Below are 21,084 nucleotides of genomic sequence, written 5' to 3'. Positions count from 1 at the left end.
GTTGCCATGAGCACCTCCTTCACGCGCCGCCTCGCCCGGCGCCTGTTCTGGCAGCGGTTGCTGCGCATTTCAGCGTGGCAAGGCACGTTGCTGTGGGCGATGGTGGCCGGTTTTCTGGGTGCGCTGGCGACGCTCGCGTTCCGCGCGCTGCTCGACGGGCTCGACCGTCTGGTGCTGGGCCGCGGCGGCAGCCTGGTGGCTATCGCGCAAAGCCTGCCCTGGTGGGCGCGCCTGCTGAGCCCCGTGGTGGGCGGCCTGCTGGCCGGGCTGCTGCTGGTGCTCGCGCGGCGCCTCGCGCAACGAAACGCGCGGCAAGGCGGGCCGCACAACGAAGCGTCCGACTACATGGAAGCCGTGGTGCTGGGCGACGGGCGCATCCCCGCGGCGCAGACGCTGGTGCGCAGTACCTCTTCGCTGCTCTCGATCGCCAGCGGCGGCTCGATCGGGCGCGAAGGCTCCATGGTGCAGCTCGCGGCGCTGTGTGCGTCCATGCTCGGGCAGCGGCTGCGCTTTCCCGTCGAACGGCTGCGCCTGCTCGTGGCCTGCGGGGCAGCGGCAGGCGTCACCGCGGCGTACAACGCGCCCATCGCGGCGGCGTTTTTCATCGCCGAAATCGTGCTCGGCTCGATCGCCATGGAAAGTGTGGGGCCGATTTTGATCGCCTCGGTCTGCGCGCACATCACCATGCAGCGCTTCGGCCTGGGCGCACCGCCCTACATCCTGCCCGCATTTGCCGAAGTCACCGGGCCCGAGGTGGCGCTGTTCGCGTTGCTGGGCCTCTTCATGGGCGGTGGTGCGGCGCTGTTCTTGCAGGGCATGAACCGCAGCAAGCGGCTGTTCGCGCGCCTGGCGCCGCCGCTGCCGCTGCGGCTCGCGCTCGGGGGGCTGGTGGTGGGGCTGATTTCGATCTGGCTGCCGCAGGTTTGGGGCAACGGCTACAGCGTGGTCAACCAGGTGTTGCAACAGGGCGACAGTATGGGCTGGAGCTGGCTGCTTTTGCTGCTCGCCGCGAAGATGGTGGCGACTTTTGCCACCGTGGGCTCGGGCGCGGTGGGCGGCGTGTTCACGCCCGCGCTGTTTTGCGGCTGCTTCGTGGGTGAGCTGTTCGGCCTGGGCGTGCACGCCTTGTGGCCCGCCGCCTCGGCCGCGCCCGTGGCCTACGCGGTCACGGGTATGGGCGCCTTTCTCGCCGCGGCCACGCAGGCGCCGCTGATGGCCATCCTGATGATCTTCGAGATGACCTTGCGCTACGAAGTCATGCTGCCGCTGATGGCCTGCAGCGTGGTCGCCTACTTCGTGGCGCGCTCGATCGGTGCCGGCTCGATGTACGAGATCACCATCAAGCGCCGCGAGCACGGCGACGAAAAACTGCGCCTCGCCCAGCTGCAAATGCGCGACCTGGTGCAGCCCACCGAAACCGTGGTGCCCCCCGACGCCGACCTGGAGGCCATGAGTCGCTTGTTTTTGCAGCACCGCGTCAAATACCTCTACGTGGTCGATGCGCAGCAGCGCTTCCTGGGCGTGGTGCCGCTGCCCGCCTTGAGCGCGCACACCGCGCGCGCCCAGCCGCCGTCACCCGCATCGTCCGGATCGCCCGCGCTGCCCGCGCTCCCGCCCCGCGCCGCCGACCTCATGACGCAGGAGCTGCGCCCGCTCACGCAAGACATGCAATTGGGCCAGGCGCTGCAGCGCTTCATGGAACACCACGGCGAGCGCCTGCCCGTGATCCGCTCCGCGCAAGACCCGGTACTGCTCGGCGCCGCGGACAAGAGCACGCTGCTCGCAACCTACGTGCGCCTGAGCGAGTCCTTGTAGGCGCTTGTCGGCGGACACTTTGGGCGTCGAAAGCGTTGTCGAAGATCGGCGCATGGGCCGCCGGCGCTGGCAAAGCCCCGCGGGCTGCCATGCAGGCCAGGCTTTGCCGTGGTATTTTTGCGCGCTTTGCGGCACACGCCATGCGGCGCGCGCTGCGCCGTGGTGGAGCATTTTGTGTTGTTGACCCTGATTTTCCTGGCGGGCCTGTGGGCCGGCGTGCAAAACGCCCTCGCGGGCGGTGGCTCTTTCATCACCTTGCCGGCGCTGATGCTCGCGGGCATGTCGCCGCTTGCGGCCAACATCACTTCGACGGTGGCGCTGTTTCCGGGGCAGATCACCTCGGGGCTGGCGGGGCGGCGGCTCGTGACGGGCGCGGGGCGGCTGCCGTTCTGGGCGCTGTTCGTGATCAGCATCGCGGGCGGGGCGGCGGGCGGGTTGTTGCTGCTGCACACGCCGCCCACGGTGTTCGCGCGCCTCGTGCCCTGGCTGGTGCTGTTTGCCACGCTCGTTTTTGCGTGGGGGAGTTTTTTTCGCAAGACGGGCGACCAGGCCACACACATCGGCCCCGTGGCCGCGGGCATGGCGCAGTTTTTGATCGCCATCTACGGCGGCTACTTTGGTGGCGGCATCGGCTTTTTGATGATCGCCGCGCTCACCATGGCGGGCCTGCCCACGCGCAACGCCGGCGCCACCAAGAACGCGCTGGCCGGCGTCATGAACGCCTCGGCCGTGGCGCTGTTCGTCACCTCGCCGGACTTGCACTGGCGCGAGGCGCTGGTGCTGAGCGCAGGCGCGATCGGCGGCGGGCTGATCGGCTCGTGGGCGCTGCAGCGCGTGAACGAGCGCGCACTGCGCGTGGCCATCGTGTGCATCGGGTTGGCGTTGACGGTGGGGTTGTTTTTGAAGCCGGTGTGAGGCGCGAGCGGTAATTGCCGTCAGATTTCAATGATTGGCGCAGGTGACGGGGCAGAGGGGGCCAGGAGTTGCGCTCGGCGGCGCACCTTTTTTCCTGGACTTACGCAAACAAAGATGCAGCAAAGTGTTTTGCCATGCGGCGGGCGCCTTGCCTCAGCCCGATTTGCGTAAGTCGTGTTTTCTTTTTTCGCCAAGAAAAAAGCAAAAGAAGGCGCCCCTGCTGCCTGCGTCCCTGCCCGCCTCGCGGCGGTCAGGGCAACCTGCGGTGCTCGCGCCCGGCGGGGTCGCGCGAAACTCGCTGCGCTTCGCTCAAACAATCGTGCGCACTTTTCCCGCCGGGCGCGGCAATCCAAAATGACTTGCGCAACAAGCGCAGGTGTTGACTCGAAGGCCAATGGACTGCCACGGGCCTTGCGGCCCGCGCAATGACTGGTGGAAGGGTGCTCAAGCCTCCACCGCCGGCAGCCCCGACAACGCTTGCGCGAGTTCGCGCTCGTCGTAGGACTCGTCCTTGAGCTGGCCGGCGAAGTAAGCCTGGTAGGCGGCCATGTCGAAGTGGCCGTGGCCGCTGAGGTTGAAGAGGATGGTTTCGGCCTTGCCCTCGCGCTTGCAGCGCAGCGCCTCTTCGATTGCGCCCTTGACGGCGTGGTTGGCCTCAGGCGCGGGCACTATGCCTTCGGCGCGCGCGAACTGCACGCCCGCGGCAAAGCAGTCCACCTGGGTGTAGGCCACGGCTTCCATCAGGCCCAACTCCTTGACGTGGCTCACGAGCGGCGCCATGCCGTGGTAGCGCAGACCGCCGGCGTGAAAGCCCGGCGGGGTGAAGGTGCTGCCCAGCGTGTGCATCTTGGTCAGCGGCGTGAGGCGCGCGGTGTCGCCGTAGTCGTAGGCGTATTTGCCACGTGTGAGGCTGGGGCAGGCGGCGGGCTCGACGGCCACGATGCGCGGCTTGGGGCCGCCGCGCAAGCCGTGGCCTATGAACGGGAAGGCGATGCCGGCAAAGTTGCTGCCGCCGCCGGTGCAGGCCACGACCACATCGGGCCAGGTGTCGGCCATTTGCATCTGCTCCATGGCTTCGAGGCCGATGATGGTCTGGTGCAGCAGCACGTGGTTGAGCACCGAGCCCAGTGCGTATTTGGTGTCGTCGCGCTGGGCGGCGATTTCCACGGCCTCGCTGATGGCGATGCCCAGGCTCCCCGGATGGTCGGGCCGCTCGGCCAGGATGCGGCGGCCGTATTCGGTTTCCGCGCTGGGCGAGGCGATGCAGCGCGCGCCGTAGGTTTCCATGACGGCGCGGCGGTAGGGTTTTTGGTCATAGCTCACGCGCACCTGGAACACCTGCACGTCGAGCCCGAAGAGCTGCCCCGCAAACGCGAGCGAGGTGCCCCACTGGCCGGCGCCGGTTTCGGTGGTGAGGCGGCGCACGCCGGCCTGCGCGTTGTACCAGGCCTGCGGGATCGCGGTGTTGGGCTTGTGGCTGCCGGCGGGGCTCACGCCCTCGTATTTGTAGAAAATTTTGGCGGGCGTGCCCAGCGCCTTTTCGAGGCGGTGCGCGCGGTACAGCGGCGCGGGGCGCCACAGGCGGAATACCTCGCGCACGGGCTCGGGGATTTCGACCTCGCGCGCGGTGGTCACCTCCTGCTCGATCAGGCTCATGGGGAAGATCGGCGCCAGGTCATCGGGCGCGATGGGTTGCATGGTCACGGGGTGCAGCACCAGCGGCAGCGGCGCTGGCAGGTCGGCCTGGATGTTGTACCAGAACTTGGGCATCTGGCTTTCCTGCAGCAGGTATTTGGTGTCGGAACTCATGCGCGTGTCTCCTGGAAGGTCAAGGTAGGAGCCCCGGATTTTGCCTGCGGGCGCCGCCCATCCGCCGAAAAAACTGACTTTGCCTTGTCACGCGGCGTGCGCACAGTGCCGCCCCTGAGACCGGCTTTCCCCACCCCCATTCCCATGCAAATCGTGCTCGTGACCGACGCCTGGCATCCGCAAGTCAATGGCGTGGTGCATACCTGGACTTACATGGTGCGCGAGCTGAGCGCGCTCGGCCATCAGGTGCGGGTGATCGAACCCGCGGGGGCGCGCACGGTGCCGGCGCCGTCCGAGCCGGAGTTGCGCCTGGCGCTGAATGCGCGCTCCGTCGTGGCGCGTGCCCTGGGCGAGTCGCCGCCCGACGCGCTGCACATCGCCACCGAGGGGCCGCTGGGCTGGGCCGCGCGCCGGCATGCGCTCGCGCGCGGCTGGCGCTTCACGACCTCGTACCACACGCGCTTTCCCGAGTATCTGGCCGAGCGCATGCGCATCCCGGCGGCGCTCACCTACGCGGTGCTGCGGTACTTTCACAAACCCTCGCAGCGCATCCTTGTGCCCACGCAGGCCATGGCAGACGAACTCGCCGCGGCGGGGTTTGCGCGCCTGCAGGTGTGGGCGCGCGGCGTCGATGGCGAGCGCTTTCACCCCGGCCGGCGCGACGCGCTGCACTACCCGCGCCCGATCTGGCTCAACGTGGGCCGCGTGGCCCCTGAAAAGAACCTGGCGGCTTTTCTGGATCTGGACTTGCCGGGCACCAAGGTCGTGGCCGGCGATGGCCCGGCGCTGGGGCGGCTGCGCGCGCGCTTTCCCGACGTGGTCTGGCTGGGCGGCATTGCGCACGAGGCGCTCGCGCCGTATTACGACGCAGCCGACGTGTTCGTGTTCCCGAGCCGCACCGACACCTTCGGCCTGGTGTTGCTCGAAGCCAACGCCTGCGGCACGCCGGTGGCGGCCTTTCCGGTCACGGGCCCGGTCAACGTTGTGCAGCCGGGCGTCACCGGCGTGCTGTCGGAGGACCTGCGCGCGGCCTGCCTGGCCGCCCTGCAGCTCGACCGCCGCAAGGTGCGCGCTGCCGTCGAATCTCACACCTGGCGTGGCATTGCCGAGCAACTGCTCGATTTGCTGGTGCCCGCGGCGCCGGACGCCGTGCCGGACGCCTTGCCGGCCGCGGCGCAGGGCAGGGCGGTGCGTGGCGTGGAAGGCAGGCCGCAGGTGTGAACTGCTCTTTTTTTGATGGCAAAAGCAGAGTGCGATAAAGACCATGTTGCGCTTTCAAATTGAGCGCTGATAGCTTCTATAACGATAGCAAATTATCGGAAAAATAGCCTTGGTGACGGCGCTCGTGAGTACGTCATTGCAATAATTCAATTATTGTTGAATAATTGCCGCATGGAAAAAATCACTGCCATCACCGTGTTCGAATCGCTCGCCTCGGGCGTGCGTCTGGACGTGTTTCGCTTGCTCGTGCGCCAGGGACCGGCGGGGCTCGTGGCGGGCGAGATCGCGGCTGCGCTCGAATTGCCCGCGACCAATCTGTCGTTCCACCTCAAGGCGCTGACGCAGGCCGGGCTGCTGACCGTTGCGCAGGAGGGGCGCTACCAGCGCTACCGCGCCAATCTGGCGCTGATGCAGGAGCTGATTCATTACCTCACGGCCGAATGCTGCATGGGCCAGCCCGCGCAGTGCACGGAGTTGGACGCCGCGGCGGACTGCGCCGATTGCGCCACGGCGCCTGCGACGGTCTGAGCCTGCCGCGCAAGGGGTTTTTTTACCCGTCAAATCGGCATCTGGTGCTTGCCCAGAAAGCGTGGACAGCTCTCGTTTTCGAAGTTTTCCTGTGGCGTTCTTTCCTCCGTTCTTTTTCTTTTTCCACCACCCAAGGAGTTTGCAATGAGCGACAAGGTCTATCACGTGCTGTTTCTCTGCACAGGCAATTCGGCGCGCAGCATCATGGCCGAGGCCATCCTGAACCACCTGGGCCAGGGGCGCTTTAGGGCCTACAGCGCGGGCAGCCACCCTGCGGGGCAGGTCAACCCCTACGCGCTCGAGCTGCTCGAGCGCCAGCGCCTGCCGGTGCAGGGCCTGCGCAGCAAGAGCTGGGACGAGTTCACGCAGCCCGGCGCCCCGCTGCTGGACTTCGTCTTCACCGTGTGCGACAACGCCGCGGGCGAGGTCTGCCCGCTCTGGCCGGGCCAGCCCGTGTCGGCGCACTGGGGCATCCCCGACCCGGCGGCGGTGGAGGGCAGCGCAGAGGAAAAACGCCGCGCCTTTGCCGAGGCCTTCCTCCTGCTGAACCGGCGCATCTCCCTGTTTTTGAGCCTGCCGCTCGACAAGCTCGACGCGCTCTCGCTGCAGCGCGAGCTAGCCCGCATCGGGCACACCGGCCCTGGGCAGGAGGCCGCAGCATGAGCCAGCCCTGCGCAACGCGCGCGGCCACGCCGCCGGCCGCCATGGGCGTGTTCGAGCGCTACCTCACGCTCTGGGTGCTGGTGTGCATCGCCGTGGGCATCGCGCTGGGGCAGTGGCAGCCCGGCGCGTTCGAGGCGCTCGCGCGTCTCGAGGTGGCGCAGGTCAACCTGCCCGTGGGCCTGCTGATCTGGGTGATGATCGTGCCCATGCTCATGAAGGTGGACTTTGCCGCTTTGCGCGAGTTGCGCCAGCATTTGCGCGGCATAGGCGTGACGCTGTTCGTCAACTGGCTGGTCAAGCCCTTCAGCATGGCCTTGCTGGGCTGGCTGTTTTTGCGCCACCTGTTCGCGCCCATGCTGCCCGCAGACCAGATCGACAGCTACATCGCAGGCCTGATCCTGCTCGCTGCGGCGCCGTGCACGGCCATGGTGTTCGTGTGGAGCCGGCTCAGCGGCGGCGACCCGCTGTTCACGCTCACGCAGGTGGCGCTCAACGACGGCATCATGGTGCTGGCCTTTGCCCCGCTGGTGGCCTTTTTGCTGGGCGTGTCGGCCATCGCCGTGCCCTGGGGCACGCTGCTAGTGTCGGTGCTGCTCTATATCGTGCTGCCGCTCGCCATCGCGCAGGCCGCGCGCCGCGCCCTGCTGGCACGTGGCCTGCTGGACGCGGCGCTCGCGCGCATGGGGCCTTGGTCCATGGCTGCGCTGCTGCTCACGCTGGTGCTGCTGTTCGCCTTCCAGGGCCAGGCCATTTTGCGCCAGCCACTCGTGATCGCGCTGCTGGCCGTGCCCATTTTGATCCAGGTGTTCTTCAATTCCGCGCTGGCCTACCTGCTCAACCGCGCCGTGGGCGAGCAGCACAGCATCGCGTGCCCGTCGGCGCTGATCGGCGCGTCCAACTTCTTCGAGCTCGCCGTGGCCACGGCCATCAGCCTGTTCGGCTTGGACTCGGGCGCGGCCCTGGCCACGGTGGTGGGCGTGCTGATCGAAGTGCCGGTGATGCTGCTCGTGGTGCGCGTGGTGAACCGCAGCCGCGGCTGGTACGAGGCCAGGGCCACCGCGCCGCATGCTGGATAAAGCAATGACCGAATCAATATCCACGGATGAACCGATGAACGAACCGATGAACGAAGCGCTGCAGGACCTGGGCGAGCTGCCCAACCTGCGCCCCGACCTGTTCCAACGCCCCGACCTGGCGCGCCTGCAGCCTGCGGCGCTGCCTGGGCATGCGCCGCGCTTTTTGCTGCTCTACGGCTCGGTGCGGCCGCGCTCTTTCAGCCGGCTGCTGGTGCAGGAGGCGGGGCGGCTGCTCACGGCCCTGGGGGGCGAGGTGCGCATCTTCCACCCGAGCGGCTTGCCGCTGCCCGACGACGCGCCCCCGAGCCACCCCAAAGTGACCGAGCTGCGCGCCCTGGTGCAATGGGCCGAAGGCATGGTCTGGTGCTCGCCCGAGCGCCACGGCGCCATGACCGGCATCATGAAGGCGCAGATCGACTGGATTCCGCTCGCCGAAGGCGCGGTGCGGCCTACGCAGGGCAAAACCCTGGCCGTGATGCAGGTGTGCGGCGGCTCGCAATCGTTCAACGCGGTGAACCAGATGCGCGTGCTCGGGCGCTGGATGCGCATGCTCACCATCCCCAACCAGTCTTCCGTGGCCAAGGCCTATCAGGAGTTCGGCGACGACGACCGCATGAAGCCCTCGCCCTACTACGACCGCGTGGTCGACGTAATGGAAGAACTGATGAAGTTCACCTTGCTCACGCGCGGCATAGCGCCTTACCTCGTCGATCGCTACAGCGAACGCAAGGAAACCGCTGAAGCGCTCGAGGCGCGCATGCAGCTGCGCGGGATGTGAAGGCTTGGCGCCTCGTTCAGGAGGCAGGCGCGGGGCCCAGAGCTCCGCGTCGGGCGCAAGCCGGGTGCACGCGCAACTGCCGGATTTAGGATGGCCGAAAATCGCGCCATGACCGTCCCACCAAAACAGCGTTTGCTGAAACGCCTGGCCGGCGCTGCGATCTTTGGCGTGGTGCCAGTGCTCGCGCTGGCGCAAAGTCCAGCGCTGCCGCATGCGCAGGCGGCTACTGTTGCCGCAGCACCTGCGAGCACGATGGCCCCCTCAGCCGCAGCCGCAGCCGAAGCGCCCGCAGCGCTTGCGGCCGCCGACATGGCGCCGCGCGTGCGTGCCTGCACGCTGTGCCACGGCAAGGAAGGGCGCGCAACGCCCGAGGGCTACTTTCCGCGCATTGCGGGCAAGCCGGCGGGCTATCTGGCGAACCAGTTGTTCAACTTTCGCGACGGGCGGCGCAATTACGCGCCCATGAGCCACCTGCTCGAAACGCTCAACGACGCCTACCTGCACGAGATCGCGGCCTACTTTGCGGCGCTGGAGTTGCCCTATCCACCGCCGCCCGCGCCGCAGGCCGCGCCCGCGCAGCTTGCACAGGGGCAGCGCCTCGTGCAGCAGGGTGACGCGGCGCGCCGCCTGCCCGCGTGCGTGCAATGCCACGGCAGCGCCATGACGGGCGTGGCGCCCGCGATTCCCGGCCTGCTCGGGCTGCCGCGCGACTACCTCAACAGCCAGCTCGGCGCCTGGCAGACCGGCCAGCGCCACGCGCAGGCGCCCGACTGCATGGCCGAAGTGGCGCGCAAACTCTCGCCCGACGAGGTCAGCGCGATCTCCGCCTGGCTCGCCGCGCAGCCCGTGCCTGCGGGCGGCAAACCCGCGGCGCAACTGCCCGCGCCCTTGCCGCTGCGCTGCGGCGGCGTCGCGCTGCCCGCTGCCGACGCGAAGGGGCGCACATGAAACGCGTGTTCTGGACACTGGCCCTGGCGCTGCTGGTGCTCGCCGGCGCGGCGGGCGTGTTGCTGCTGCGCGAGCTGCGCGGCGAAGGGGGCGGGGCGGGCGATAGGCCGAGTGTGGCCCAGGCTGCGGCGGACGCTGCACCGACCGCGGCTTCTGCGGCCTCGGCACCCGCCCCAGTTGCTGCCCCAGTTGGCGCAGCCACGGCCGACTTGCGCGCGCGCGGCGCCTACCTCGCGCGCGTGGGCAATTGCATGGGCTGCCACACCGCGCGCGGCGGCGCACCCTACGCGGGCGGACGGGCCATCGAAACGCCCTTTGGCACGCTCTACGGCCCCAACCTCACGCCCGACGCGCAGACCGGCCTGGGCCGCTGGACGGCCGACGACTTCTGGCGCGCGCTGCACCACGGCCGCGCGCGTGATGGGCGATTGCTGTACCCGGCCTTTCCGTATCCCGACTACACCCACGTCACGCGCGCCGACGCCGACGCGATCTACGCCTATCTGCAAAGCCTGCCGCCCGTGGCGCAGCAAAACCGTGCGCATGCGCTGCGCTTTCCCTACGACACGCAGCTTGCGCTCGCGGCCTGGCGTGTGCTGTTTTTCACGCCCGGCCGCGGCGACGGTGCCGATGCCGACCCCGCGCGCGGCGCGCAGTGGAACCGCGGCGCCTACCTCGTGAACGGCCTGGCGCACTGCGGTGCCTGCCATACGCCGCGCAACCTGCTGGGCGCGAGCCAGGCCGATCGGGTGCTCGGCGGTGGCCTGATCCCCGCGCAGAACTGGTACGCGCCCGCACTCGACCGGGCGAGCGAGGCCGGCGTCGCGCACTGGCCGCGCGAAGACGTGGTCGCGCTGCTGCGCACGGGCCTCACGCGCGCAGCGTCGGCCCCGCCTGCGGCATCGGCCACGCCGCAGGCCAGCGTCAGCGGCCCCATGGCCGAGGTGGTGTTGCGCAGCACGCAGTACCTGAGCGACGCCGACGCGCACGCCATCGCCACCTACCTGCAAGCGCTGCCCGAGCGCGCCGTGCCACCCACGCCAGACGCCCCCGCGCCGCCGCGCAGGCTCATGCAGCGCGGCGCAGAGATTTACCGCGACCACTGCGCGCAGTGCCATGGCGCGCAAGGACAGGGCGAGCGCGGCGCCTTTCCCGCGCTCGCGGGCAACCGCGCCGTGCTGCTGGCCGAGCCGACGAACCTCGTGCGCATGATCCTGCAAGGCGGCTACGCCCCCGCCACCGCAGGCAACCCGCGCCCCTACGGCATGCCGCCCTACCACCAGCTGCTGGGCGACGAGGACGTGGCCGCGGTCGCCACCTTCGTGCGCAATGCCTGGGGCAACCATGCCGCGGCGGTGGATAACATAGACGTTTATCACGTCAGAGATCGGCGCTGATTCCCTCGCGCCGCGCGCCGCCGCGCTGCGTTTCGACGTCTGCGCGGGGCTTTGTCCGCCACTTTCTTCGATGGGCCTTTGCATGTCCGCAACCGAAACCCCCGCCACCACCGACCCCGCGCGCGGCTGGTGGGCCATTTGCCTGTGCGCCGCCTGGTGCGGCACCTGCGGCAGCTACCGCAGCGTGTTCGATGCGCTCGCGCGTGCGCACCCGCAGGTGCGCTTCGAGTGGGTGGACATCGAAGACGAGGCCGAGCTGGTCGATGACCTGGACGTGGAGACCTTCCCCACGCTGCTGCTGGCCGACGGGCGCACGGCGCGCTTTTTGGGCCCGCTGTTGCCGCAGGCCGGGGCGCTCGCGCAGCTGCTCGCGCGCCTGCCACACGAGCCAGGCGCCAGCGCCGGCCCCGAGGCGCAGGCCATGTTCGAGCGCGTGCGCGCTGCGCGTGTGGGCTGAGATAGCTCTTGTAGTAATAGCGCCATGTGATCGAACTATCTCCATAAAGTCCCATTTGTCTGAGATTTTTGCGTTTTCGCCAGGGACGTCCATCGGGGCGGCAAAAGGCAGGACACTGTGTGGCGTTGGTATCATGGAGTGATACCCGTAAGCGTGATGGAGGCCACCATGGCTGCAGCCGCTCGCCCCGTGGCGATCAAGATCGACGAAGACACCAAGGCCCGCGTGAAGCGCCTGGCCGAGGCACGCCAGCGCACGCCGCACTGGTTGATGCGCGAGGCGATCACCCAGTACCTTGAGCGCGAGGAAAAGCGCGAGGCGTTTCGCCAAGACACGCTCAGGGCCTGGGAGGCATACCGCAACACTGGAGCGCATGTGCGCGCAGACGAGGCCGATGCCTGGCTGGCCCAGCTCGAACAGGGCAATGACGTCGAACCGCCTGCATGCCACGCTTGATCTGGACGCCGCCGGCGCTGCGCGACGTGCAGCGCCTTTACCGCTTTCTTGCCCCCAAGAACCTGGACGCAGCGAAGCGTGCGGTAAAGGCCATTCGCCGAGCGGTGCAGGTGCTGGAGCAGCAGCCAGGCCTTGGCCGTCCCGTCGAGGACATGCCCGAAGAGTTCCGCGAGTGGATCATCGACTTTGGCGATAGCGGCTACGTGGCGCGCTACCGTATCGGCCAAGATGTCGTGACGATTCTGGCGGTGCGGCACCAGAAAGAAGTGGGTTTTTGAAAAAATCTCATTTATTGATAGCTATTTACGCTTATTGCATCTGCGCAAAACCGATTTTTCACCCTGAATTTTCATGACCATGAACACCTGGTTCGACCCCGACTCGCTGCGTGCGCTGTGCGCGTATGGCAGTTGGGACCGCGGTGCGGCGCTGTACCGTGGGCAGCGTGTGCTCAGCATGCGCATAGAGGCGCTTGCGGACCGCTGGCAGATCAGCGGCGAGGTGCAGGGTACGCAGCGTGAGCCTTACGAGGTGGTCGTGCAGCTGGCCTTTCAGCACAAGGGCGTGCTGCAGTCCTGGCAGGGCCTTTGCACCTGCCCGGTGGGTGTGCAATGCAAGCACGCGGTCGCGCTCTCGCTCAAGGCGGCGTACCAGGGGCAGCGCTGGCTGCAGATGCACGGCATCGCGCCCGCTGCGCTGGCCGCGGCGCCAGAGCTCAGCCCCGAGGCGCAAGAGCGGTTGCAGGCGCAGCGCGCCGAGCAGGAGCGCCTGCAGGCCGAGGCCAGGCTGCTCGACTGGCTGATAGCGCTCGACAGCGCCGAGCTGCAACCGTCCCACCCCAGGCCGAGCGCCATGCAGGCCGAGCGCCGCGCGCCGCGCATCGACCAATATCTGTACCTGCTTTCGCTGCAGGGCCGCACTTCGCGCCGGCCCCTGCTGCGGCTGGAGGCCGTGGTGTCCACGCCCAAAGTCGCGGGCGGCTGGACCAAGCCGCGCAGCATCCGCACCCCGCCCGGCCCCGGCAACATGGCCTACGACCATGCGAGCGAAGCCGACCGGCAAGTCCTGCAGCTGCTCGCGAGCGTGCCGCAAGCGTCCTCGTATGGCTACTACCACCACTACGGCGGCGGCTTGCCGAGCGCCGTGCTCTCGGGCCAGTTGAGCGTGATGGCGCTTGAGCTGGCCGCAGGCACGGGGCGCCTGTTTGCCGCCAACGATGCCGACGAGCCCGGCACGCCGCTGCGCTGGGGGCCGCCGCGCGCGATCGAATGGACGTGGCAGGAGGTGGCGCCAGACAAGGCGCGCGCCCTCGGCAAGGCGGCTGAGCCCGCGGCAGCCGCCAAGCCCGGCGCCAAGGCGGATGCTGCTGCCGAGGCGCCAGCGCCCGGCCTCTGGCAACTTTGCGCCCGGCTCGCCGCGCCGGTGCAAGAGGCGCCGGTGCAAGAGGCGCCGGTGCAAGATGTTTCGGTGCAAGAGGCGCCGCCGCCCGAGCTGGCGCAAGCACCAAGCGCCGCTGCAGCAGCAGAAGCCACAGCAGCAGAAGCCGCAGCCGACATGGCCGCCGCATCCAGCGCGCCCGCTGCCTCCACCCCTGCGCTCGCCGCTGCCTCTGCCCCTGCGCTCGCCGCCGCTTCCACGCCCAGCCCCGCCGCAGCGCCCAGCTCCGCCGCAGCGCCCGCCCCAGCCGGCAGCGCAGGCGCCACCGGCGCAGGCCCGCAGCGCGTCTGGCTGTGCCTCAACGATCCGCCGCTGTACCTCGACCTGGAGCTCGGCCAGACCGGCCTGCTGCAGACCGGCGGCTTCACGCCCGCGCAGCTCGAACTGCTGCTGCACGCCCCGGCCCTGGACGAGCGCGCGCTGCGCCAGCAGCAGAGCCACCTCGTGCAGCGCCTGGGCCGGCTGCCGCTGCCGCCGGTGCTGCCGGAAATAGAGCGCATCGACGGCGGCGCACCGCAAGCCTGGCTCACGCTTGCGCCCACGCCGCCCGCCGAGCGCGCCGTGCAGGGCTTGATCACCGCGCAGCTGCAGTTCGACTACCAGGGCCACCGCGGCTGGTGGGGGCTGGACGGCGCGCCCGCGCTGCTCGATGCGCCCGCCGCGGCGGGCGATGCAAGCCAAGGCGCGGCCCAAGGTGCTGGCCAAGGTGCGGTCGGTGCGGTCGGTGCGGTCGGTGCGGTCGGTGCGGTCGGTGCGGTCGGTGCGGTCGGTGCGGTCGCGATGGCCACGGCGGAAGCTGCGGCCAATTCTGCAGCGGGCTCCACGGATGCTGCAGCCAGCACCAAGCGCATCCTGCTCGTGCGCCAGCCCGAGGCCGAGCGCGCAGCCTTTGCGCGCTTGCAGGCGCTGGGCCTGCTGGGCACGGACGCGGGGCGCTTTTACCTGCCCGGCCCGGCGCTGCAAAGTACCTGGCTCGAATGGTTCGAGCAGGACTTTGCGCCGCTGCGCGCCGAGGGCTTTGCGCTCACGCTCGCGCCCGAACTCGCAGGCTGGGTGCGCCATGCCGACGTGCTCGACGTGCGCATGCGCCCTGAAGGTGCGGGCGCGGGTGGGGCCGAGGGCGAGGGCCTGCTCGAAGGCGACGACAGCACCTCGCCCTGGTTCACGCTCTCGCTGGGCATGGAGATCGACGGCCAGCGCCACAACATCCTGCCCTGGCTGCCAGACCTCATCGCCGCAGCAGCCGCGCACCCGCCCAACCCCGTGACGGGCGAGCCTACGCTGCCGCCCCATGTGTTTTTGCCCATGCCGGGCGGCGACGGTTTCGTGCGCCTGCCTACCGAGCCGCTCAAGCCCTGGATGGCCGCGCTGCTCGAACTCGTGGGCGAGCGCGGGCACGATTTCGTGGGCGACGAACTGCGCCTGTCGCGCCTGGAGGCGCTGCGCGCCAGCGCCGCGCTCGGTGAGGGCGCGCAGTGGCAGGGCGCCGAGGCGCTGCGCGCGTTGCTGCAGCAGCTGCGCGGCCAGGCCGCCTTGCCCGAAGTGCCCGTGCCCGCCAGCGTGCAGGCCAGCCTGCGCCCCTACCAGCAGCAGGGCTTGAACTGGCTGCAGTTTTTGCGCACGCATGGGCTCGCGGGCATCCTGGCCGACGACATGGGCCTGGGCAAGACCTTGCAGACCCTCGCGCACCTCCAGGTCGAAAAAGACGCGGGCCGGCTCGACCGCCCCGCGCTCATCATTGCCCCCGTGAGCCTGCTGGGCAACTGGCAGCGCGAGGCCGCGCGCTTTTGCCCGCAGCTGCGCAGCCTGGTGCTGCACGGCAAGGAGCGGCATGAGGTGGCGCAGACGCTCGCTGAATACGACCTGGTCATCGCGCCGTATTCGATCCTGCCGCGCGACCGCGAGCGCTGGCTGCAAAACCGCTGGCACCTCGTGGTGCTCGACGAGGCGCACCACATCAAAAACGCCAGCACGCACGCCGCGCAGGTGGTGTACGCGCTCGACACGCGCCACCGCCTGTGCCTTACGGGCACGCCCATGGAAAACCACCTGGGCGAAATCTGGAGCCTGTTTCACTTTCTGATGCCGGGCTTTCTGGGCAGCCAAAAGCGCTTCACCGAGCTGTACCGCACACCCATCGAAAAGCACGGCGACGCCGAGCGCCTGGCGCAGCTGCGCGCGCGCATCACGCCCTTCATGCTGCGCCGCACCAAGGCGCTGGTGGCGCACGAGCTGCCGCCCAAGGTCGAAACCGTGCTGCGCGTGCAGCTCTCGGGCGCGCAGGCCAACCTGTACGAAACCATCCGCCTGGGCATGGAAAAAACCGTGCGCGATGCGCTCGCGGCCAAGGGCCTGGCCAAGTCGCAGATCACCATCCTCGACGCGCTGCTCAAGCTGCGCCAGGTGTGCTGCGACCCGCGCCTCGTGCCGCTCGACGCCGCGAAAAAGGTCAAGACCTCGGCCAAGCTCGAGCAGCTCATGGAGCTCTTGCCCGAAATGCTCGCCGAAGGACGGCGCATTCTGCTGTTTTCGCAGTTCACCAGCATGCTCACGCTGATCGAGCAGGAACTGCAAAAGCACAAGCTGCAGTGGGCCAAGCTCACGGGGCAGACGCGCAAGCGCGATGAAGTGATTGAACGCTTTACGAGCGGTGAAGTGCCGCTCTTTCTCATCAGCCTCAAGGCCGGCGGCGTGGGGCTGAACCTGCCGCAGGCCGACACCGTGATCCACTACGACCCGTGGTGGAACCCCGCCGTCGAAGCCCAGGCCACCGACCGCGCGCACCGCATCGGCCAGACGCAAAGCGTGTGGGTGCTCAAGCTCGTCGCGCAGGGCACCATCGAAGAGCGCATCCTCGCGCTGCAAGAGCGCAAGGCCGAGCTCGCGAACAGCATGTACAGCGGCGCCAGCGCGCGCAAGGAGCCGCTCTTCACCGAGGACGATCTGGCCGAGCTGCTGCGGCCGCTGGAGTAGGCGCCGGGTGCGCGAGACGATGCGAGGGTAAATGCTCATTTCCCGCGTTTGCCCGCACCACACCTGCATGAGCAGCTTCGCAAACGATAGTATGGGTTGCCGCCACCGCGCGCCGGGCGCACCATTACACTTGCCGCGTTCCGTGGCGTAGGCTGGGTTGCAACCCAGCCTACCCGTACCGCCTGTACCGCCTGTACCGCAGCATCCACCCGCACCCCACCCACCCCCATGCAAGGCCAGTTGTTCACCCAGGATTTTTTGCTGCGCGGCTGCGCCGAGACGCCCGCTTGGCAGGCGCTGGACGACCATCGCTGGCCAGCCTTGCGCGCGGCGCTGCAAGGCATTTACGCGGGGCTGGACGCCGGCACCACGCTCAACGAGGCGCAGACCGAGCAGGAGCTGATCCACAAGGTGCTGGTCGCGCTCGGCTGGGGCGATGCTTTTTTGCCGCAGGTCAACCTCTCTGGCAAGCGGCGCGAGGACGTGCCCGACAGCCTGCTGTTTGCCGACCCCGCGCACAAGGCCGCCGCGCTGGCCGAGGCGCGCGACGAGCGCCGTTACCGCCACGGCATCGCCGTGCTCGAGGCCAAGCGCTGGCTGCGCCCGCTCGACCGCGGCGACATGCTGCTGGAGCCCGACGCTCCCTCGTCGCAAATGCTGCGCTACCTGAGCCGCGCCGACGTGGTCAGCGAGCGCGCGGTGCAGTGGGGCATCCTCACCAACGGCGCCGTGTGGCGGCTGTATTGGCAAAACGCGCGCTCGCGCTCGGAGGAGTTTTTCGAGGTCAACCTTGCCGCCGCGTTGGGTGTGCCCGGCGTGCCCGGCGTGCCGCCGCACCCCGACGACCCCGCGCCCGAGCACGCACTGCGGCTCTTCGTGCTGTTTTTCCAGCGCAGCGCCTTTTTGCCGCAGCCCTGGGACGACGCGGGCCGCAGCCTGCACGCCTTGGCGCTCGACGAGGCGCGCCTGTACGAAGAAAAAGTCGCGCAAGACCTGGGCGCGCGCGTGTTCCACGACATCTTCGCGCAACTGGCCGACGCGCTCACGCGCGCCGACCTGCACGCGCAGACGCAGCCCGTGGGCCGTGGCCTGCTTGCGCCGCGCCAGTTCACGCGCGCCTACCTCGACGAAGTGCGCGAGGCCACGCTGGTGCTGCTGTACCGGCTGCTGTTTCTGTTCTACGCCGAAGACCGCCACCTGCTGCCCGTGCGCGATGCGCGCTACCACGACTACAGCGTGCGCCGCATCCGCGAAGAGGTGCGCGACCGCGTGGACGCGGGCGCGGCCTTCTCGGGCACCGTGTGCCAGATATGGCTGCGCCTCAAAGGCGTGTTCGAGCTCATCGACCAGGGCGACGACCTCATAGGCATGCCCGCGTACAACGGCGGCCTGTTCCACCGCGCGCGTGCGCCGCTGCTCGAGCGCACCAAGGTGCCCGACAAGGTCATGGCGCCCATCATCGACGCGCTCTCGCGCCGCGCCGAAGAAGTGCTCAAGGGCTGGATCAACTACCGCGACCTGTCGGTGGCGCACCTGGGCGGCATCTACGAGCGCCTGCTCGAATACACCCTGGTGCACGAGGTGCCGGCGCAGGGCAGCGACAAGGACAAGCCCGCGCCCGACCGCCTCGTGGCGCTGCCCGCGAGCTTTGCGCGCAAGGTCTCGGGCAGCTACTACACGCACGACGAGCTGGTGCACCTGGTGCTGCGCGAATCCGTGGGCCTTTTGGCCGCCGAGCGCATGCAGGCGCTCGAAGAGCAATTGCAAAAGTGGAGCAAAAAAAGCGCCCTAAATCCCGCCGAATGGGAGCTGCTCGACCAGCTCGACCCGGCCAGCGCGCTGCTCGAGTGCAAGATTTGTGACCCGGCCATGGGCAGCGGGCACTTTCTGGTCGCGCTGGTCGATGACCTGGCCGACCGCGCGCTCGAAGCCAGCGCCGCCGCAAGCCTGCGCATCGCCGCGCAGCCCTGGTCGGCGCACCTGGTGGAGCAGGGCCGCCCGTGGCAAAGCCCCGTGCTCGCGCGCCTGGCGCACATCCGCCGCAGCATCCGCGCCAACGCCGCCACGCACGGCTGGGCGCTCGATGAAACGCAGCTCGACGACCGGCACATCGTGCGCCGCATGATCCTCAAAAAGTGCATCTTCGGCGTGGACAAGAACCCCATGGCCGTGGAGCTGGCCAAGACCGCGCTGTGGCTGCACACCTTCACCGTGGGCGCGCCACTGTCTTTCCTCGACCACCACCTGCAAACCGGCGACAGCCTGCACGGCGAACGCTTCGACGCCGTCGAGCTTGGCCTGCAGCGGCTGGGCACGCTGTTCCAGCAGGGCGAGCTGCAGCGCCTGCAGCTCGCCGCGCAGGCGCTCGCGCAGGTGGCCGACCTGACCGACGCCGACATCAGCGAAGTGCACCAGTCGCAGCGCCTGGCGCAAGAGGCGCAGGCGCAGCTTGCGCCCGTGCACGCCGTGCTCGACTTCTGGCGCGCGCTGCGCTGGCTCATCCCCGGCTGGCCGGTGGAGCAGCCCGCGCAGCTCGCGCGTTTGCTCAAAGACCAGCCCGAGCGCCTGGCCGCGCTGCGCCGCCTGCTCGCGCCGCAGGTCAACCTGCCCGAAACCCTGCTGCGCGGCAAGCTGGACGGCGACGACCCCAGCGACCCCGACACCCAGGCCGCCAACGCCCTCATGCGCGAAGCGCGGGCGCTGGCCGCGCGCGAGACCTTCTTCCACTGGTGGACGAGCTTCCCCACCGTGTTCGGGCCGGGCGGGCGCGGCGGCTTCGACCTGGTGCTGGGCAACCCGCCGTGGGACCGCATCAAGCTGCAGGAGGTCGAATGGTTTGCCGAGCGCGACCGCGCCATCGCCGCGCAGCCGCGTGCGGCCGACCGCCGCCGCATGATAGAGGCGCTCAAACACGCGCCGCAGTCGCCGAGCGCGAGCGGCGCGCACGCGCATGTGGACTTGTGGCAGCAGTACCAGGAGGCCAGCGCCCGCGCCGAAACGCAGGCGCGCGTGCTGGGCAACGGCAAGCTCGGCAGCGGCGACTACCCGCTGCTGGGCGGCGGCGACCTGAACCTCTACAGCCTGTTCGTCGAGCGCGCGCAAACCCTGGCCGCGCCGGGCGGCATCGTGGCGCTGGTCACGCCCAGCGGCATCGCCGCCGACAAGGGCGCGGCGCCCTTTTTCAGCGGCCTGAGCCGCAGCGGCCGGCTGGGTGCGCTGTTCGACTTCGAGAACCGCAAAGTCTTTTTCCCCGACGTGGACGCGCGCTTCAAATTCTGCGTGCTGCTGTTCGGCGGGCCGCAGCGGCGCTTTGCGCACACGCGCTGCGCGTTTTACCTGCACAGCCTGCAAGAGCTCGACACCGAGCCCGAGCGCACGCTGCAGCTCACCGCCCAAGACTTTGCGCGCGTCAACCCCAACACCGGCGCGGCCCCGATCTTTCGCCACCGGCGCGACGCCGACATCACCCTGCGCCTCTATGCCCAGCACCCCGTGCTGGTGCGCCACGCGCACGGCGCGCAGCCCGAGCAGCGCGCCTGGCCGGTGCGCTACATGCGCATGTTCGACATGACCAACGACTCCGGCAAGTTCCTCAAACCCGAGGAGCTGCGCGCCGCCGGCTGGCACAGCGCGCCGCTGAACCGCTGGCGCAAGGGGGATGAATGGGCGCTGCCGCTGTACGTGGGGCGCATGATTTACCACTACGACCACCGCGCCGCCAGCGTGGACGTGAACGAAGACAACCTCAAGGTCGCCACCCTGTCCGCGCGCACGCAAACCGAAGCCAAGCAGCAGCCGGATTACTACCCGGCGCCGCAGTATTGGGTGCGTTTCAGCGATATTCCGCAGGCCCAGCGCCGCGAATGGGCGCTGGGTTTTCGTGACATTGCCCGTGCCACCGATGCGCGCACGATGATCGCCGCCATCATTCCCGGTGTGGCAGCTGGCAACAAGCTACCACTGCTTCTTCCAGAGTCGAGTGCGGAGACCGACTATCCCCGCATAGCGGCGCTTTTGCTTGCAACCATGAACTCCTTGGCATTTGACTTCGTCACGCGCCAGAAAGTCCAAAGCACAAGCGTCAACTGGTTCATCCTCGAACAACTCCCCGTCATCGCCCCCGAGCGCTTCGACGCCCCGCTGCCGGCCGCGTTTGCCGCCGCGATGCGTGCCGCTGGGCTCATGAACGGCCACCACCCGCAGCCCACGGTGGCCGACTTCGTCGTGCCGCAGGTGCTGGCCCTCAGCTACACCGCGCACGACCTGGCCCCGTTTGCGCGCGACCTCGGCTACGTGGACGCCGCCGGCCAGCCGCTCGCGCCCATCGTCTGGGACGAGGCCCAGCGCCGCGCACGCCTCGCGGCGCTCGACGTGCTCTTTTTTCACCTCTACGGCCTGGCTGCCGACGACGCGGCCTACATCCTGGATACCTTCCCCATCGTGCGCGAGCAGGACGAAAAAGCCTTCGGCCACTACCGCACGCGGCAGGACATCCTGGCGCTTTTGCCGCTGCTGCAGAGCTGAGAAAGTGGCCTTTTGCGCTTTCCCCATAAGCATAAGATGCTATTGTTATGAGAACTTCTCCTCGGCGCAGGGACGCAGGCAAAGCAG

At 68.9% G+C, this 21,084-nt stretch carries 15 protein-coding genes; 14 read left to right on the top strand and 1 reads right to left on the bottom strand.

Going from position 1 to position 21,084, the window contains the following annotated elements:
- Positions 1-6: 6 nt before the first annotated feature.
- Together FK527_RS13150 and FK527_RS13145 are read left to right on the top strand one after the other, a co-directional pair.
- Positions 7-1,815, top strand: a complete 1,809-nt coding sequence (locus tag FK527_RS13150) for a ClcB-like voltage-gated chloride channel protein (protein ID WP_144734705.1) — start codon at positions 7-9, stop codon at positions 1,813-1,815.
- 177 nt (positions 1,816-1,992) lie between these two features.
- Entirely contained in the window at positions 1,993-2,730 is a 738-nt protein-coding gene (locus FK527_RS13145; protein ID WP_144734749.1) for a sulfite exporter TauE/SafE family protein, read from the top strand.
- Between the two features lie 444 nt (positions 2,731-3,174).
- On the opposite strand, the gene FK527_RS13140 is transcribed toward FK527_RS13145, so the two are convergent.
- Complete coding sequence (locus tag FK527_RS13140) at positions 3,175-4,539, bottom strand: TrpB-like pyridoxal phosphate-dependent enzyme (RefSeq protein WP_144734702.1); 1,365 nt, start codon at positions 4,537-4,539, stop codon at positions 3,175-3,177.
- Between the two features lie 144 nt (positions 4,540-4,683).
- On the opposite strand from FK527_RS13140, the gene FK527_RS13135 reads away from it, so the two are divergent.
- The 12 genes from FK527_RS13135 to FK527_RS13080 all read left to right on the top strand — a co-directional run bounded on the left by FK527_RS13135 (position 4,684) and on the right by FK527_RS13080 (position 20,997).
- A complete protein-coding gene (locus tag FK527_RS13135; RefSeq protein WP_144734699.1) occupies positions 4,684-5,760 on the top strand; it encodes a glycosyltransferase family 4 protein in 1,077 nt (358 codons plus the stop codon).
- Positions 5,761-5,931: 171 nt separating this feature from the next.
- On the top strand, positions 5,932-6,288 hold the full coding sequence (locus FK527_RS13130) for an ArsR/SmtB family transcription factor (protein WP_144734696.1): 357 nt from the start codon (positions 5,932-5,934) through the stop codon (positions 6,286-6,288).
- 144 nt (positions 6,289-6,432) lie between these two features.
- Positions 6,433-6,951 (top strand): arsenate reductase ArsC, encoded by a 519-nt coding sequence (locus tag FK527_RS13125; protein ID WP_144734693.1) that lies wholly within the window; start codon positions 6,433-6,435, stop codon positions 6,949-6,951.
- Positions 6,948-8,027 carry an ACR3 family arsenite efflux transporter gene (gene arsB, locus FK527_RS13120; protein WP_144734690.1) on the top strand — a complete coding sequence of 360 codons (1,080 nt, stop codon included), beginning with the start codon at positions 6,948-6,950 and terminating at the stop codon, positions 8,025-8,027. The genes FK527_RS13125 and arsB overlap by 4 nt, the downstream gene beginning before the upstream one ends.
- Positions 8,028-8,073: 46 nt before the next feature.
- On the top strand, positions 8,074-8,805 hold the full coding sequence (gene arsH / locus FK527_RS13115) for an arsenical resistance protein ArsH (protein ID WP_144734746.1): 732 nt from the start codon (positions 8,074-8,076) through the stop codon (positions 8,803-8,805).
- Positions 8,806-9,057: 252 nt separating this feature from the next.
- Positions 9,058-9,753 carry a c-type cytochrome gene (locus FK527_RS13110; protein ID WP_246072809.1) on the top strand — a complete coding sequence of 232 codons (696 nt, stop codon included), beginning with the start codon at positions 9,058-9,060 and terminating at the stop codon, positions 9,751-9,753.
- Complete coding sequence (locus FK527_RS13105; protein WP_144734684.1) at positions 9,750-11,150, top strand: cytochrome c; 1,401 nt, start codon at positions 9,750-9,752, stop codon at positions 11,148-11,150. Before FK527_RS13110 ends, FK527_RS13105 begins: the two co-directional genes overlap by 4 nt.
- 82 nt (positions 11,151-11,232) lie before the next feature.
- Positions 11,233-11,607, top strand: coding sequence for a thioredoxin family protein (locus FK527_RS13100; RefSeq protein ID WP_246072807.1), 375 nt, complete (start codon positions 11,233-11,235; stop codon positions 11,605-11,607).
- A 168-nt stretch (positions 11,608-11,775) separates the two neighbouring features.
- On the top strand, positions 11,776-12,063 hold the full coding sequence (locus tag FK527_RS13095; protein WP_246072805.1) for a CopG family ribbon-helix-helix protein: 288 nt from the start codon (positions 11,776-11,778) through the stop codon (positions 12,061-12,063).
- A complete protein-coding gene (locus tag FK527_RS13090; RefSeq protein ID WP_144734678.1) occupies positions 12,051-12,341 on the top strand; it encodes a type II toxin-antitoxin system RelE/ParE family toxin in 291 nt (96 codons plus the stop codon). The genes FK527_RS13095 and FK527_RS13090 overlap by 13 nt, the downstream gene beginning before the upstream one ends.
- A 73-nt stretch (positions 12,342-12,414) precedes the next feature.
- Entirely contained in the window at positions 12,415-16,473 is a 4,059-nt protein-coding gene (locus FK527_RS13085; protein WP_246072803.1) for a DEAD/DEAH box helicase, read from the top strand.
- A 228-nt stretch (positions 16,474-16,701) separates the two neighbouring features.
- Positions 16,702-20,997 (top strand): Eco57I restriction-modification methylase domain-containing protein, encoded by a 4,296-nt coding sequence (locus tag FK527_RS13080; RefSeq protein WP_144734675.1) that lies wholly within the window; start codon positions 16,702-16,704, stop codon positions 20,995-20,997.
- Positions 20,998-21,084 lie beyond the last annotated feature (87 nt).

This window comes from Extensimonas perlucida, assembly GCF_007655255.1.
GTDB lineage: Bacteria > Pseudomonadota > Gammaproteobacteria > Burkholderiales > Burkholderiaceae_C > Extensimonas > Extensimonas perlucida.
The sequence above is the reverse complement of the archived record's forward strand: the minus strand, read 5'-3'. Positions and strand labels throughout refer to the sequence as shown.

Bases quoted from the DNA above. Each gene is read 5' to 3' on its own strand.
- FK527_RS13150 (WP_144734705.1), top strand. From the start codon at position 7: ATGAGCACCTCCTTCACGCGCCGCCTCGCCCGGCGCCTGTTCTGGCAG.
- FK527_RS13140 (WP_144734702.1), bottom strand. From the start codon at position 4,539: ATGAGTTCCGACACCAAATACCTGCTGCAGGAAAGCCAGATGCCCAAG.
- FK527_RS13135 (WP_144734699.1), top strand. From the start codon at position 4,684: ATGCAAATCGTGCTCGTGACCGACGCCTGGCATCCGCAAGTCAATGGC.
- FK527_RS13130 (WP_144734696.1), top strand. From the start codon at position 5,932: ATGGAAAAAATCACTGCCATCACCGTGTTCGAATCGCTCGCCTCGGGC.
- FK527_RS13125 (WP_144734693.1), top strand. From the start codon at position 6,433: ATGAGCGACAAGGTCTATCACGTGCTGTTTCTCTGCACAGGCAATTCG.
- arsB (WP_144734690.1), top strand. From the start codon at position 6,948: ATGAGCCAGCCCTGCGCAACGCGCGCGGCCACGCCGCCGGCCGCCATG.
- arsH (WP_144734746.1), top strand. From the start codon at position 8,074: ATGAACGAAGCGCTGCAGGACCTGGGCGAGCTGCCCAACCTGCGCCCC.
- FK527_RS13110 (WP_246072809.1), top strand. From the start codon at position 9,058: ATGGCCCCCTCAGCCGCAGCCGCAGCCGAAGCGCCCGCAGCGCTTGCG.
- FK527_RS13105 (WP_144734684.1), top strand. From the start codon at position 9,750: ATGAAACGCGTGTTCTGGACACTGGCCCTGGCGCTGCTGGTGCTCGCC.
- FK527_RS13100 (WP_246072807.1), top strand. From the start codon at position 11,233: ATGTCCGCAACCGAAACCCCCGCCACCACCGACCCCGCGCGCGGCTGG.
- FK527_RS13095 (WP_246072805.1), top strand. From the start codon at position 11,776: ATGGCTGCAGCCGCTCGCCCCGTGGCGATCAAGATCGACGAAGACACC.
- FK527_RS13090 (WP_144734678.1), top strand. From the start codon at position 12,051: ATGCCACGCTTGATCTGGACGCCGCCGGCGCTGCGCGACGTGCAGCGC.
- FK527_RS13085 (WP_246072803.1), top strand. From the start codon at position 12,415: ATGACCATGAACACCTGGTTCGACCCCGACTCGCTGCGTGCGCTGTGC.
- FK527_RS13080 (WP_144734675.1), top strand. From the start codon at position 16,702: ATGCAAGGCCAGTTGTTCACCCAGGATTTTTTGCTGCGCGGCTGCGCC.